The organism is Italian clover phyllody phytoplasma str. MA1 (genome assembly GCF_000300695.1).
Classification (GTDB): domain Bacteria; phylum Bacillota_I; class Bacilli_A; order Acholeplasmatales; family Acholeplasmataceae; genus Phytoplasma.
On the sequence record NZ_AKIM01000032.1, the window covers coordinates 1 to 15,965 of the forward strand.

Genomic DNA, 15,965 nt, shown 5'->3' on the forward strand with positions numbered 1-15,965 from the left:
GGAGATGGAAGTCGGTTAGTTCGAAGTTTTCATTATGAACGAAAGCATCACCAAGGTAATAGTCTTTTTCTTCGGTTAAAAAATGTTTCGGACCTCTCGGTATTTAAGAATTAATTTGTTGCCGCCTGGACCTTCGTTTAGTTGCTTTTTGAACCGTAATATTATTACGCAAATAACTACCGTCTTTCATATCAAAAGATGCGCTGTCGAAACCGTTTATAAAACCAAAATCTTCTGAAGTTGCACCTCTTTTGTTCCAACGGTTGAAAGGGTGACGGTATTTGATGTAGAAAACAAGGTTGGTAGGTTCGGGTTTGGGTACTTACTCCTAAGTGTTTAGTTTAAAAGGTAGGCAAATACCGTTTAGCCAGGTAGGTCAGTCAAAAAGTTGACATTTAAGTCAGAAAACTGTTGCCAGTTTAATAATAGGACTAACCCAGTATCTTAGTTATTCCCTTTCTTCTTGCAACTCGTTATCAGTTCTTTTCGAGTTGGTTAAAAAAAGATTACTCCGTTTTTTGTGCGTTTATGTCCGTTGCAGGACTTATCCATGATAATCATTCTTCTTGTGGTATCATCTTGGGTATGAATTTTCCCTCAACCCGCGCTTTTATCCTCTGCTTTAATCTGCTATTCTTTTGTTTAGCAAAACGAGGATATGAAGTACGTCATTATCAGACGTTTTAGTTCGTTAAACTACTGTAAATAAGGCCTCTTTGGCACCCATCGTTTTTGATATACCATTGCATATTGCCATCTTTTTCTTTATTATAAGAAGTGCTTGAAGAAACGCTGCCATTATAAGAAGGGTTAATATCGATTTTATTATAATTTAAAACATCCGAAGAAGTGCTATTTTTGTGTAAAACTACATGAATAACTTTTGTTCCTCTAATTGATCTTTCTGTAAAAGAGGCGCGGACCGTAAATCTTTTGATTAAAATAACAATAAAAACAACGTAAAAAATATTAGAAAAATTTCAAAAGAATATTTTAAATTATTTTTTTTATTTTTTAATTTTAACTTTTTATCTCTCTTTCATATTTATATTTTTTTTATATCAAAATAAGATCATTTTCTTTCTAAAAGTTTTGAGATAGAAAAAAAGATCCCTTATTTAAGGATCTTTTAATATTCTACTATTTTATATTCTACTATTTTATTTCTTTTCAGCGTCCTTTTTTAATTGAATGTTTAAAACATCTAATTGTTCTTGATCAACTAAACTAGGCGTTTCCATCATTAAATCTTGAGCACTTTGAGTTTTAGGGAAGGCAATAACATTTTTAATATTATTTGTTTTAGTAAATAACATCACTAAACGGTCTAATCCTAAAGCAATGCCTCCATGCGGAGGAGTGCCGTATTTTAGAGCTTCTACTAAAAAACCAAAACGATTTTGAACTTCTTCTTTACTAAAACCTAATTTTTGAAACATTAATTCTTGCACGTGACTTTGATAATTTCTCAAAGAACCTCCGCCAATTTCATAACCATTCCACACTAAATCATAAGCTTGAGCTTGAGCTTTTTCAGGGTGTTTTTCTAAAATATTAATATCTGAAGGGGCTGTAAAAGGATGATGCATAGCGTAATAACGATTATCTTCTGAATTAAATTCAAACAAAGGAAAATCTACTATCCACAATAAAGATTCTTGATTAGGGTCGATTAAATTCAAATTATGACCTAATTTATTTCTCAAAAAACCTAATGTTTTTAACAAATGATCTTCTGAAGAAAGGTCCTTTAAATCGTTACTAATAACAAAGCACCATTCGCCTTCTTCTAAAAAAGAAGCATCATTAACAAATTGACTTAAATTGCCTTTTAAATTATTGTCTTTTTTTTTAAAAAGTTTTAAATTTAAATTAAATTGGTTTTTGATCAAATGTTTATATTCGTCTATTTTTTTTCTTGTTAAAAGGTTTAAAGGAAGGGAAGAATTTAATTTAATCCCTTTAATGGTTTTCTCGGTTCCTTCTGCATTAACGAAATCTTCTTTAAAATAAGCGTTTAAAGGTTCGATCTTTAAATCAAACCTTAAATCAGGTTTATCTGAACCATACAAGTTCATAGTTTCTTGGAAAGACAGACGTTTTAAAGGAGTGGGTAAAGGCTGGTTTAAGATTTTGGCAAACAAATTCGTCATAATCTCTTCAGTTAAATTCATTAAATCTTCTTGACTGAAAAATGAAGTCTCAATATCTATTTGAGTAAATTCTGGTTGTCTATCTGATCTTAAATCTTCATCTCTAAAACAACGAGCTATTTGGAAATATCTTTCAAAGCCAGAAATCATATATAATTGCTTGTAAATTTGAGGAGACTGAGGCAAAGCGTAAAAATGATGAGGATGAATGCGTGAAGGAACTAAATAATCTCTCGCCCCTTCAGGAGTTGATTTTGATAATAAAGGAGTTTCTAATTCAAAAAAATTATTATTTAAAAGAGTTTGTCTAATGTTTTGAGTAATTTCGTGCCTTTGAATTAAAAAACTTTTTTTATCTTTTTTTCTTAAATCTAAATAACGATATTTTAAACGATAATCTTCTAAAGCTTCGTTTTTTTCCACAATACTTAAAGGTATGTGCTCCGCTTCAGAAAGAAAAGACATTTCTTGCACTAAAACTTCGATTTCTCCCGTCGTTAAATTAGGGTTTTTATTGATTCTTTCTATCACTTCGCCTTTAACTTCAATCACTGTTTCGATTTTAGTTAAAGCAATTTGTTGATTTTGAGGATGATCATTAAGTACCACTAATTGAACTATCCCCGAAACATCTCTTAAATCAATAAAAAGTTTATTACCTAAATTTCTTTTTCTTTCGATCCAACCTTTTAAAAAGACTTGTTCGCCTTTTTGATTAAGGGTGATCTCGTTATTATCGTAACTATATTTTGTTTTCACTTGTTAATTCCTTTATTAAAAAATTGATTGTTTGTTCTGGTGATAATTTATATTCTTTTTTTTCTGCTATATTTTTAACCGTTAAGACGTTATCTTTTGATTCTTTTTGACCAATAAAAAGAAGGTATTTAGGGTTAGTTTGTAAAGCTTTTTTTAACTTTTTATTGAAATGACCTGTTTCATAATTCATGTTAGTTTGTAGACCATGTTGACGTATTTTTTGCATCAACATAAAGGTCGGTTTTAAAGCTTCTCGGTCTAACGCTAATAAATAAACATCTAAAACAGAGGAACTGACATCAGGGAATAAATGATTCTCTTCCATGACAATCATTAAACGTTCTATTCCTAAAGCAAAACCAATACAATGAGTTTTTTTACCACCAAAAACTTCGGTTAATTCGTTATAATTTCCGCCGCCGCCTAAAACTAAATCATTTTGGTTAGCGGCGTCATTAGCGGCAATTTCAAAAACTGTATCCGTGTAATAATCTAGACCTCTTACCAAAAGATGGTCTATTTCGTAATTAACCCGAGCTTCTTTTAAAAGTTCTAAAACATGGTCAAATTTATTTTTAGCTTCTACAGAAAGGTGATCTAAAATCAAAGGAGCTTTTTTTAAAACCTCTTTTTGGGAACATTGTTTACAATCAAAAATACGTAAAACATTTTTTTCTTTTCTTTCTAAACATAAACTACATAAATCTTGAGTATTTTTGTCAATATAATTCTTAAAAATAGTTAAAAAATTTTGACGAGTAGGAAGGTCCCCTAAAGTGTTGATTTTAATTTTAACATTCTTGAGCCCTAAAGTTAACAAAGATTCATAAGCTAAAATAATAACTTCTACTTCGAATAAAGAATTAGGCACACCAATAGCTTCAACGCCTATTTGATGGAATTGACGATATCGACCTTTTTGCGGCCTTTCATAACGAAAAAAAGGACCTAAATAATATAATTTAGTTAATTCGTTTTGATGATCCAATTTATTTTCGATATAACTTCTAATAACAGAAGCCGTTCCTTCCGGTCTTAAAGCTATTAATCTACCTTTTTTATCGTGAAATTGATAAGTTTCTTTCTTAACCATATCGGATTGTTCGGTAGCGCGATAAAAAACTTCTTTATATTCGATAATAGGAGTTCTTATTTCCTTAAAATTGTACGTTTCAAAAAGAGTTTTAAGTTTCTTTTCGATAAACTGCCATTTAGACATCTCATCATGAAATAAATCGTGAGTTCCTTTTATTTTTTTAACCATAAACCTTTTAATTTGTTCCTCTATAAATTTGATAAACATTAGATAATTGTAATAAATGAGAAATTAATTTTTCCATTTCAGAAATATTTTTTACTAGTATTTGCAGTTTAATAGTGGTTTTTGATAATTTATTATTATTAATCATGTTTATTTTAGAAATATTAATTCCTAAAACATTAGCTTTATCAGTAATATTAGCAATTAAAGAAGAACTATAAGAACCAATAATGAAAAGCCAAGTGGCGTATTTTAATCGATAATTTTGGCTCCAATGAGCGACAATAAGACGGTTAGAATCGTATTGTTGTAAATTAACACAATCTTTACGGTGAACGTTGGTACCTTTATCTTTATTAATAAAACACATTATTTCTTCGCCAAAAATAGGATTGCAACAATTCGCTAATTTTAATTTAGTTTTATCTAATCCTTCAATAAAAACACCTGTTTCGTTTTCATAAGTGAATTTTTTCAAGTTTTTTGAAATTTGTTCTTTATCGTATTCTTTGCGCATTTCTTCAAAAGAATTAATTTTAGCGAGTACCACATCAGGAGTGATTTTTTTTCTTCCTAAAGTTTCATATAATTCATTAACATTTTTAATAGATTGCTTGTGAAAACTTTTTTTAACAAAATTGTGGTCAATTTTAAAATCTTTCTTTTTTGCTTGCAATTCTTTTTCTAAAATTTCTTTACCATTTTGGATTAAAGTTAAAACTTCTTTTTTCTGTTTATTTAAAAAGTTTTTAATGAATTTTTTAACATAAGAAGTTTTCGCTATCCTCAACCAATCCTTATTCGCTCTAAAAACGTTTTTATTTGTTTTAATAGAGATAATATCACCGTTTTTCAGCTTATAATCAAGAGGAACGATTTTTTCGTTCACAATAGCGCCTGTCATGGTAAAACCAATCATAGAATGGATACGGAAAGCAAAATCAATAGGTGTGGAACCTTCTGGAAATTCGAATACTTCTTGTTTCGGTGTAAAAACATAAACATTTTCGCTTAAAATATAATTTTTAATAGAATCTACGAAAGTTTTGGAATTTTGTAGAGATTTATATTTAGTATTTTTGGTGATTTTAATTAAATCTTGGTACCATCTTAATTTTTGCGCTATTTCCAACTGTTTATTGTCTTTGGAATAAACTTTGTTTTCTTTATAACCCCAATGGGCCGCGATTCCTTTTTCGGCAATTTCATCCATTTCTTTAGTTTTGATTTGGATTTCAAAAATAGAACCATCTTTGGCTAAAACCGTGTTATGAAGGGCTTGGTATAAATTAGGTTTTGGAACAGCGATATAATCCTTAAATCTCCTTGGTAAAGGAGAATAATGAGCGTGAACAATACCTAAACATTTATAACATACATCTAATTTATCCACAATAATACGAACCGCTAATAAGTCAAAAATTTTGTCAAAACTAACTTGTCCTTGGTTCATCTTTTTATAAATACTATAAATATTTTTACTACGTCCGCTAATGGAAAAATCAATAATGCCGGACTTATAAAACAAAGATTTAATATTTTTAATAATGTTTTTGATAGAATTTTCGCGTTCATTTTTTTTAGCGTTAATTAGGTTAGAAATGCGGTAATATTCTTTAGGGTTCATATATTTAAAAGTTAAATCTTCTAATTGAGATTTAATTTGAAAAAGACCTAAACGATGGGCTAAAGGAACATAAATATCTAATGTTTCTTGGGAAATATATAATTGTTTTTCAGGCTTCATTTCTTTTAAAGTCTGCATATTATGTAGTCTATCTGCTATTTTTACCAAAACTACTCTAATATCATTAGCCATAGCTAAAAAAAGTTTTTGATGATTTTCCACTTGTCTTTGTTTAGGGTTAAAACTAAGTTTATCTAATTTAGTGGTTCCTTTCACTATATAAGCCACATCTTCGCCTAAAAAATCCTTTAATTCATCAAAAGTTAAATCCGTATCTTCTAAAGAATCGTGTAATAAACCAGCCATTAAAGTGTTGGGTTCACTATTCAAATCAGCTAAAATAATAGCAACATAAATAGGGTGAATAATGAATTCTTCGCCCGTTACTCTTTTTTGATTTGTATGTTTTTTTTTAGCCAATAAATAAGCTTGATTAATTTTATCTAAGACTGTTTTTTCATGAATGTATTTTTTTACTTTTTGCATCAATTCTTGGAATAAAACTTCTTCATGAACTTTTGTTTCTATGTTATGGCTTTCAGTAGTATTAAAAAGCACTTTAATCACCTCTTTTTTTGAATTTTTAAAACATCTTTTTTAAAGGATAAAAAAATGTTTAAACATATGAAAGTTTTTTCTCTTGAAAATAAACTTCTTTAATCATTCCTGCTCCTAGACAAAAATCATCTTTATAAAAAGCCGCTATTTGTCCTGGCGTGATAGCTTTTATTTTTTGGGGATAATAAACTTTTAAAGTTGTTTTATCCAACCAAACAAGTTCCACTTCTTGATCGGGTTGACGATAACGAAATTTAGCCATCATCTTCATTTTACCATGATTTTGATAAACATCATAATTTCTCCACACGACATCAATGATTAAAGTTGAATCGCTATAAAGGTAAGGACTGTCATAACTTTGGTCCACAAACAAAGTATTGGTAAGTAATTCTTTACCCACGACAAACCAAGGAGCTTGATTTTCTTGAGTAACCCCTAAATTAAGTCCTTTTCTTTGTCCAATAGTATAATTAAAAACGCCTTCATGTTCTTGCAAAAACTTACCATTCATATCTTTAATAGGACCTTTTTTAGCAGGAATATAATTTTTTAAAAAAGAACTGAATTTGCGTTCTCCGATAAAACAAATACCAGTGGAGTCTTTTTTTCTCGCTGTTATTAAAGAATTTTTAGCGGCGATTTCTCTGACTTCTTTTTTAGTCATTTTTCCTAAAGGAAAAAGGATTTTATCTAATTGTTTTTGTTTAAGTTGAGATAAAAAATAAGTTTGGTCTTTAGTATCGTCCCAAGCTTTCGTTAAGATGGGTTGACCTTTTTCATGAGTAATATTGGCATAATGCCCCATAGCTATAAAATCAGGATTGAATTGTTGGGCATATTTAATAAAAGTGAGAAATTTAATTTGATTATTGCATAAAACATCGGGATTAGGGGTTAAATTTTGTTTTAATAATTTTAAAAAATACGAAAACACTTGGTCCCAATATTCTTCGTAAAAATCAACTTGATGAAATTTAATATCCAATTGTTGAGCGATGGCAGCAGCATCATTCAAATCGGCTGTTTGAGAGCAAACATCATCATTAACATTAGGATTACCTTGAACATCATAATTCAAACTACTATCCCAATTGCGCATAAAAATGCCTTCTACCTCATAACCTTGTTGTTTTAATAATAAAGCCGTGACGCTACTATCAACTCCACCTGATAAACCAACAATCACTTTTTTTTTCATATTCTATACTTCTATTTCTATAAATTCCGTTTTTCACTCTTTTCGTTGGAAATTAATAGGTAACTTAAATTCCGTTCTCGGTGAAAGGCTATTTTCTAAAATTTTAGGTCCTGGTGACATTTGTTGTCTTTTATATTGTGCCTGATAAAAAGTTTTTAAATAATTTTGCACTAAAACTAAACTTTCTTCCGCATTTAAAGAGAAAGTGTGTTCGATTAAAAAAGCGATTTTTGCTTTAGAAAAATTATTTTTTAAATGATGATATAAAATAAAATCTTCTATGATGATATTAGGGGTTAAAAATTTTTCTATCTGTTCTTGGTAAAAAAATTTTAATTCAGGAGGGATAGAAACGATAGGTTTATTCAAATGGAAAAGAATCAATTCAGTCATGAAAGTTTGGGTTAAACCAACATTAACATTATACAATTGATCGTAATAATGGATTCTTTCACTTACTTTTCCTAAAGCCGTATCGGACAAATTATCGCTTTCTAACACTAAAATTTGTGAATCATCCAACATCAGAGAATTTGGGGTAAACTTACTTAAAGTGTGACGAATCAATTCTTTGCTTAACCGTTCTTTAACTTGGGGTTTATGATCCTCATTATCCAGAAGAATATTTTTAATCCCTAAGCTGTTTAAAAAGTTTTTAATCAATGCACTAAAATCAGGTTGAAAATCTTTTTCATCTTCCATAATCACAATCAAATCATCTAGTGTTTTTTTACTAGCTTGAAAACTTTGTACGACCGCCAAAAGGGACAATAATTCGTTTAAACGCGAAGCTAATTTTAAAATTACTTTCAAATTTTTAATATGCGATAATTTACTTTGTAAAGATAAAAACTGAATATGGTTCGCTAGTTTTAATTGTTCCTCTAAATCATCCATTTCCACAAAAGGTTTTTGGTGGAAAGGTTTTTCAAATTCATAATTATCATATTCTTTAATATCGAAATAAGCTTTAAAAAAAGGATATTCTTTGCCGATTTTTTGGTCCCCTAAAGTGGTATCAATTCTTCTTTGGTGTTTGATAGAATCAATACAAACATCAACGACTAAGCTAGTATCATCTTGGTTAAATAAATCTTTTTCACCAATTAAATTACCGAAAACAGCGGCTATTTTATGATTAGAAAAAAGGACATCAGTAGATGATTCTGTAATTCCACTACTAGTGTAAAAATAACCACCAATATGTTTGCGAGAATGATTAATAACCGCATTTTTGCGCATTTCTTTTTTACCGATATGTTCGGTAGAAGAAGATAAGTTAAAAATTAATTCCGCTCCATTTAAAGCTAATAAATCACTAGGAGATTCAATAGTCCATAAATCTTGACAAATCTCCACCCCAAAACTGATATCGAATTTTTTATTAATAAACAAAATATTACCGACAGGTACTTTTTGTCCTAAAAAATCAATTTCTTGTGTTTGGATAGTTTTGCCAGAATGAAACCATCTTTTTTCGCTAAATTCTTTATAATTAGGAATAGTGTGTTTAGGAACAATGCCTAAAATTTTATCTTTTTGAATTACCACAGCGACATTGAATAAAACTTCTTCCAAAAAGAAAGGCATTCCTGCTAAATAAACGCCTTCAAAAGTGGTCTTTTCCATGATAAATTTTAAAGATTCTAAAACTTCCTGATAAAAAGTAGTTTCAAAAAATAAATCTCCAGCTGTATAACTACTTAAACATAATTCAGGAAATAAAACAAAGCTAGCTTTGCTGTGGTTAAGAACTTTAAGAATACTTTCGGCATTCTTAAAGGGATTCCCGATGTGCAAATCAGGATTGGATAATTCTATTTTAATAAAACTGTTGTGATACATGGGTTGAAAAACCTTCCTAATATTGAGCTCTAATGCGGTGTTTTATTTTCAGAATTGAAGATTTTTTTATTTGTTATCGTCAATATCAACGTTAATTTTATTTTTCTTTTCCATGATATAACCAATAATAGTGATAGTTATATAAGACAATAACAATCTAATCCCGGTTTCCAAAAAAACTGCTCCATCAAATTCTTTTTTATTTTCCATACTTTTTAATAAAGAATCAACTGAAACTAAAACACCATCAGTCATAAATAAAATAATAATGAAATTAATTTTAAACTTTTCTTTTAAAAGTTTATGAAAAACATCCATCCCCCCAGTATTATAACCGTGGTTTCGAATGTTTGCCAACGTAGTTCCAATCAGAAGACCACTCATCAGAGAGGAAATAACTAATTGAACGTACATGTCTTCTATATGTAATAAATCAAAAATCTTACCTGTATTCTTGTCAGTTAACAAATCAAAAAGAGGAACGCTGACAATTAAAATAATAACTAAAAAAGCGGTTTTAACGAAGAAGTCTTTGCCAAAAGCTTTCCAACCAACTATTAAGGAAAATGCTTGAGCGAGGAAAATAAAAACAGAAATATTATTAAAACGCGTTGAAAAAAAATCGGGTTTAACAAATTTGTCTATCAACATAGCTACGCCATCCATTCCTCCTGTGTTTAAATTAGTAGAAAATAAAAAGAAATAAATAGCGATAGATAAGACAATATCATTTAAAATCAAACTTGTCCATTTTTTAATGTTATCTTTCTTATTGGAAATATTGGTGTCCATAAATAATTATTATATAAAAATATTGAATAATATTTTTATACCCTTTCTAATGAGAATTTTTTATTATTAAGAATCGTTTTTTTGCCTCAAAAAAGCGTTAATAAAATCGTCTAAAAAACCATCCATTACAGCGTCAATTTGAAAATATTCATAATTCGTGCGATGGTCTTTTACCATTTGATAAGGGTGAAAAACATAACTTCTAATCTGAGAACCCCAACTAATATCTTTTTGTTCTCCGTTAAAGTTTTTTTTACTTTCTTCTTGTTCTTTTAAAGCTATTTGTAATAATTTGGTTTTTAAAATTTGTAAAGCTTTTTCTCTATTTTTAATTTGACTTCTTTCGTTTTGGCAAGTCACGACAGTGTTAGTCGGTAAATGAGTAATTCTTACCGCAGAATCAGTAGTATTAACATGTTGTCCGCCAGCGCCACTACTGCGATAAACATCTACTTTGATATCTTCATCTTTAATCTCAATTTGAATATCTTCGTTAATTTCAGGTAAAACCTCACAAGAAGCAAAAGAAGTGTGTCTTCTTGCGCCGGAATCAAAAGGAGATACTCTCACCAAACGATGAACGCCTCTTTCGACTTTTAAATATCCGTAAGCGTACGGACCTTTAATCAAGATAGTCGCCGTTTTTAAACCCGCTTCTTCGCCTGGTTGAGAATGAAGAATTTCGTATTGAAATTTTTTTCTTTGAGCGTACTTTTGGTACATTCGTGTTAACATTTCACACCAATCTTGAGACTCGGTTCCGCCAGCGCCTGAATGTAAAATTAAAATAGCGTTATTTTCATCGTAAGGTTGATTCAATAAAACTTCAATTTCAAAATCTTTAATTTCTTTTTGAATTTGTTTTAACTCTTTAATAAGGAAAAGAAAATCCTTATCGTTTTCATTTTCTACTAGTTCAAATAAAGTCGCTAAATCATCGTATTTTTTCTTTAAAGAATTAAAATTAGAAATTTTATTTTGTAGTTGATGAAGTTTTTGACTAATATCAATAGCGTCTTTATTTTCAGTCCAAAAATTAGGTTTTTCCATTAAAGCCGTTAAATAGTCTATTTGTTTTTTCTTATCTTCTAAATCTATTTTTTGTTCTAAATTGTGCAAAACAGTTTGCAAAGTGATTAGAGTTTGATTAATTTCATATCTTTCCATTTCGTTTTTCTCCGTGTTAAAAATTTTGTCCTTTTTTATGCAACGAAGGATTATCAAAAGCTTCTTTTTAAAATTAGAATATTTGCAAATATTCTAATTTTAAAAAAATACTAACACTAAGTAAAACTTCTTTTTCATAAGAAAGCAAATTATTTTTAATTTTTATCTGAAAATTTTGTCATCGCTTGGGAAATTTTGCAAGAAAAGAAAAACCTACATAATATCTTAATAATTAAATATTTATCATATAGGTTTTTTGTTTAAGAATTGTTTTTAAATTTCATTCATATAAGTCTTTGCGGGGATTAAATCTAAAGAAATTTGCCACCCAATTTGCCAACTCATTGAAGGATATATTGAAAAAAACTACTCTATGAGAATTAGTTAATTGATACCTTTTTCAACCCATGAATTGTTTTCAGAAATTTTTAATATATCATTTTGAAATTGCATAACTTCGTAAAAATGTTTTTTACCATTTTTTATTTCTTTTCTTTTGTAAGGAACGGCGATTAACAAATAATCAAGTCCGTTCAAAAAATTATTAATTTGTTTAAAATAGTCATTGAATCTACTTAACCTATGGCTAGAAAAAACTAACTTAAATTTTTGTTTTTTTACCAGATTTAATTTGAATACTAGTTTTGCCGTTAATCGAAATATCATGTTCTACATTTTGACTGTTGCAGAGTCATTCGATCTTATCAGAGTTCGAAGAATTTTCTTGAATGCTTTTTGCAATTAATTCTTCTAATTGTAAAGAGTTGCAACTTGTATAATCAAAAAGATCATGAAATTTTTTTAATTTGGCTTCCAAATTGTTCAACGTTTGAAGAGTTAATTTATACATTCTTCAAAACCTCTTCAGTTACAAAAACATAATAAGGATTTATTTCAATACCGATATAATTTAAATTCATCCTTTTAGCTACTAATGATTCTGAATCAGAACCTACAAAAAGGGATTAAAACATTTCCTGGTGTGTTTTTTTTAATAACTGAATTAATCATTTTTTCAGTTAAGATTTGAGAGGTTTTTGCGTAGGATGAACTGTTGTATCATGTTTTAAATGTTTTTTTAATTCTTTGGATGGTAAAATTTTATTTTCACAAGTGCGGCAAAAAAATCTTTCTTTTAAACCGGCTCCACCTGCTAAAACAGGTATTTTAATCACATCGCGAGGTAAAGCACCTTTTTTTCATGAACTTTATAAATAGTGGTTTGGCTGCCGAATTGTCCTAAAGTTTCTTTCTTTTTTTGACCAGAAAAATTAAAATAAGCTGATGTGTAAAGTTATCTTATTTGATCGATATAAAGTTTTGTTTTTTGTTGGTTCCAAAGGGATAAAATGGATTTTCATAAGAACGTTGCTAAAATTTAGAAAAAGGGTGTTTTTATTAGTATAATCCCACGCTAGGAGGGTCCGGCGATAATAACTTCACAAGTTTGTTTAATTTTAGGGATGACTTTTAAAACATCTTCTAAAATCACTTCAGTAAGCCTATCGTCTTGTTAATAACGGAATAATCGACTTTAGATGTTAAAAGTGAGTTTTGTTCTTTATTAACTAAATCTAAAAAACGATTACTTTTATAAGGAACAATAGGTTTTACCTTTTCGTTTTTATTCACTTTATTCTCCTTCTATCGGATAATATCTTTTGCCACAAATACTAAAAATATTTTCAAAAAATAAAAATTCCTTTAAAAGACTGTTTTAAATTATGTTCATTTGTGGGGTATAAAAAAGTTTAATTCCAAGGTTTTCTAGAACCTTTAATTTTTCTATTTTTCCTTTTCGCAGTATTGTTTTCAGAATCAGAGCGGTTGAAAATTAATTGTTCTTGAAATGATTCCACTAATTGGTCGGTTAAAGCGGAACTTTTTAAAATAGTTTTCGTTACTTCAAGAACTATATTTTCGATCATTTGGTTGAAAAACTTTTGCCCTTTTTCTTGATAAACTACTAAGGAGTTTTGTTGACCGTAACTTAAAAAATTAATTCCTCTTCTCAAAATACTCATATCATTAATATGACGTTTGAAATAAGAATCTACTTTTTGTAGCATAATGTATCTTAAAACATAAAAATACTGCTTATCATCAATAACTTGTAATTTAGCTTTTTGTTCTTCCAAGAAAGTCGTTACTTTTTTTTGCACCACTTCTTCTATTTCTTTAGAAGATAAAAGAGAACGCTTTTCTTCTTGAGTTTGGAAATCTTGGACCGTAAAAGTATTGGGAAGGAAAAATAAAGTTTCTAAATAAGTGATAAATTCTTTAATACCTTCATCATCTTTATTGGTCATTTTATTTTTTAAAAAGTAATTAATATTACTGTTTAAAGTTTTATTCATTAAGTTTATAACTAAAACATCTACTTCTTCAGATTTTAAAATTTCTTTTCTTTGTTGATAAATGATTTCTCTTTGCAATCTTAAAACAGAATCAAATTGTAAAACAAATTTACGGTAATCATAATTAGAAGATTCGATTTTTTTCTGAATATTAGTCACAAAATTACTAAACATTTTTAAAGTGATAGGTTCATCAGAACCATTGTTGTTTTTTAACATAGCGATAATTTTTTGCATTCTGTTACCGCCAAAACGTTTCACTAAATCATCATCAGCGGAAACGAAAAAGCGGGAAAAACCTGGGTCTCCTTGACGTCCGGCACGTCCTCTTAATTGGTTATCAATCCTACGTGCTTCGTGTCTTTCGGTCCCTAAAACAGCTAATCCGCCTAATTCAACTACTCCTTCACCTAAACGGATATCAGTCCCGCGACCAGCCATATTAGTAGCGATAGTGATAGAACCTTTATGTCCAGCTTTAGCGATAATTTCTGCCTCTTTAGAGTGGTTTTTAGCGTTAAGAACTTCATGTTTGATTTTTCTTTTTTTCAAATATTTAGCTATTTTTTCAGAAACTTCCACTGTTGGTGTTCCGATTAAAATAGGTTGTTGTGTAGCGTGCCTTTGTTCAATTTCGCCTAATAAAGCTTGCCATTTTTCTTCAGCAGAAGCGAAAACATAATCAGGAGCGTCTTCTCTAATCATTGGTTTATTAGTAGGAATTTCCACTACTTTCATTTTATAAATATTAACGAATTCTTTTTCTTCTGTTTTAGCTGTTCCTGTCATGCCTGACATTTTACGGTAAATTCTAAAGAAATTTTGGTAAGTAATAGTAGCGGAAACTTCTGTTTCTTCTTTAATAACACATCCTTCTTTGGCTTCGATCGCTTGATGTAAACCATCACTGAATTGACGACCATTTAAAATCCTACCAGTGAATTGGTCAATAATTAAGACTTGTCCTTTATCCACTAAATAATCTTTATTTTTTTCCATAATAAAAACGGCTTTTAAACTGTTTTTAATGTGGTGCAATAATAAAGAGTGAGAATTATTGTATAAATTAGTTAATTGGAAAAAAGCTTCAGCTTTGCGTACGCCTTCTTCAGTTAATTCGATGGTTTTAGATTCTAAATCGATCATATAATGTTCTGGTTTTAAGCTTTTTACGAAACGATCAGCATCACGGTAAAACTTTTTGCCTTGTTGAGTGTTACTTGAAATAATTAAAGGAGTTCTGGCTTCATCAATTAAAATAGAGTCTATTTCATCAATAATAACGTAGTTATAATCACGATGCATCATTAAATTATTAATATCAGTTTCCATATTATCTCTTAAATAATCGAAACCTAATTCACTATTAGTAGAATAAAGAATATCAGTTTGATAAGCTAATTTTTTTTCAGGAATGGTTTTATCTTTAGTATTTAAACCCACAGTCATGCCTAAAAAACGGAAAATATCGCCTATTTGTCCTTCGGCTTCGCGACTAGCTAAATATTCATTAACTGTCACGATATGAACTGAATCTCCACTTAAAGCGTTTAAATAAGCTGGTAAAACAGAAGTTAAAGTTTTACCTTCTCCGGTTTTCATTTCGGCTATTTGTCCTTGATGTAAAACGATAGAACCTAAAAGTTGTACGTAATAAGGTGTTAAACCAGTTACTCTTCTGGAAGCTTCTCTCGCCAAAGCGTAAGCTTCCACTAATAAACTATCTAAAGAAGCTCCTTCTTGAAAACGTTGTTTTAATTTTTCAGTTTCTTTAGGAAAATCCTCATCTTTTAGTTGTTGCATCTCTTCTTCTAATTTTTCAATTTTAGTAGTTATTGCTTTCGCTTTTTTTAAATATTTATTTGAAGAATCAAATAATTTTGTAATAAAACTTAACATGTTTATATAAAACCTTTCTTGAAAAAATAATTTATCGATTATTGTTTTTATTTTTATTAATTGAATAAAAATTAATATCTATTTTAATAATATTAAAAATTAAGGCCTTTTTACTATTTTTTTAATATTAATGAGTATTGCCTCTTTATTGATTTAATTAGTTTAATTTAAACCTTGTTTAATGATTTTATTTAGTGTTTAATAATAAAAACCAACCCTTAAATCAATAATATCTCTTTTCTGGGAGAACAACATTTTTTTAAAAGAAATATTTTTGATAAAAAAC

11 protein-coding genes are annotated in these 15,965 nt (G+C 29.0%); all 11 read right to left on the reverse strand.

Features of this window, described 5'->3' with window-relative positions; all coding sequences use genetic code 11:
- Positions 1 to 1,160 precede the first annotated feature (1,160 nt).
- The 11 genes from aspS to secA all read right to left on the reverse strand — a co-directional run bounded on the left by aspS (position 1,161) and on the right by secA (position 15,679).
- Positions 1,161 to 2,912 (reverse strand): aspartate--tRNA ligase, encoded by a 1,752-nt coding sequence (gene aspS, locus RI01_RS01870; RefSeq protein WP_017192964.1) that lies wholly within the window; start codon positions 2,910 to 2,912, stop codon positions 1,161 to 1,163.
- Positions 2,896 to 4,176, reverse strand: a complete 1,281-nt coding sequence (gene hisS / locus RI01_RS01875) for a histidine--tRNA ligase (protein WP_026052443.1) — start codon at positions 4,174 to 4,176, stop codon at positions 2,896 to 2,898. The genes aspS and hisS overlap by 17 nt, the downstream gene beginning before the upstream one ends.
- 7 nt (positions 4,177 to 4,183) lie before the next feature.
- A complete protein-coding gene (locus RI01_RS01880) occupies positions 4,184 to 6,418 on the reverse strand; it encodes a RelA/SpoT family protein (RefSeq protein WP_017192966.1) in 2,235 nt (744 codons plus the stop codon).
- 58 nt (positions 6,419 to 6,476) lie between these two features.
- Positions 6,477 to 7,619 (reverse strand): tRNA 2-thiouridine(34) synthase MnmA, encoded by a 1,143-nt coding sequence (gene mnmA, locus RI01_RS01885; RefSeq protein WP_017192967.1) that lies wholly within the window; start codon positions 7,617 to 7,619, stop codon positions 6,477 to 6,479.
- Between the two features lie 33 nt (positions 7,620 to 7,652).
- Entirely contained in the window at positions 7,653 to 9,464 is a 1,812-nt protein-coding gene (locus tag RI01_RS01890; protein ID WP_017192968.1) for a nitrilase-related carbon-nitrogen hydrolase, read from the reverse strand.
- Positions 9,465 to 9,530: 66 nt separating this feature from the next.
- Positions 9,531 to 10,256, reverse strand: coding sequence for a YitT family protein (locus RI01_RS01895; RefSeq protein WP_017192969.1), 726 nt, complete (start codon positions 10,254 to 10,256; stop codon positions 9,531 to 9,533).
- 66 nt (positions 10,257 to 10,322) lie between these two features.
- On the reverse strand, positions 10,323 to 11,423 hold the full coding sequence (gene prfB, locus RI01_RS01900) for a peptide chain release factor 2 (protein ID WP_017192970.1): 1,101 nt from the start codon (positions 11,421 to 11,423) through the stop codon (positions 10,323 to 10,325).
- 691 nt (positions 11,424 to 12,114) lie between these two features.
- A complete protein-coding gene (locus tag RI01_RS03750) occupies positions 12,115 to 12,273 on the reverse strand; it encodes a hypothetical protein (protein ID WP_017192972.1) in 159 nt (52 codons plus the stop codon).
- Positions 12,274 to 12,442: 169 nt separating this feature from the next.
- Entirely contained in the window at positions 12,443 to 12,598 is a 156-nt protein-coding gene (locus RI01_RS01910) for a hypothetical protein (RefSeq protein ID WP_017192973.1), read from the reverse strand.
- Positions 12,599 to 12,911: 313 nt separating this feature from the next.
- Positions 12,912 to 13,055, reverse strand: a complete 144-nt coding sequence (locus tag RI01_RS03630) for a hypothetical protein (protein WP_017192974.1) — start codon at positions 13,053 to 13,055, stop codon at positions 12,912 to 12,914.
- Positions 13,056 to 13,174: 119 nt separating this feature from the next.
- Complete coding sequence (gene secA / locus RI01_RS01915) at positions 13,175 to 15,679, reverse strand: preprotein translocase subunit SecA (RefSeq protein WP_017192975.1); 2,505 nt, start codon at positions 15,677 to 15,679, stop codon at positions 13,175 to 13,177.
- Between the last annotated feature and the right edge of the window lie 286 nt (positions 15,680 to 15,965).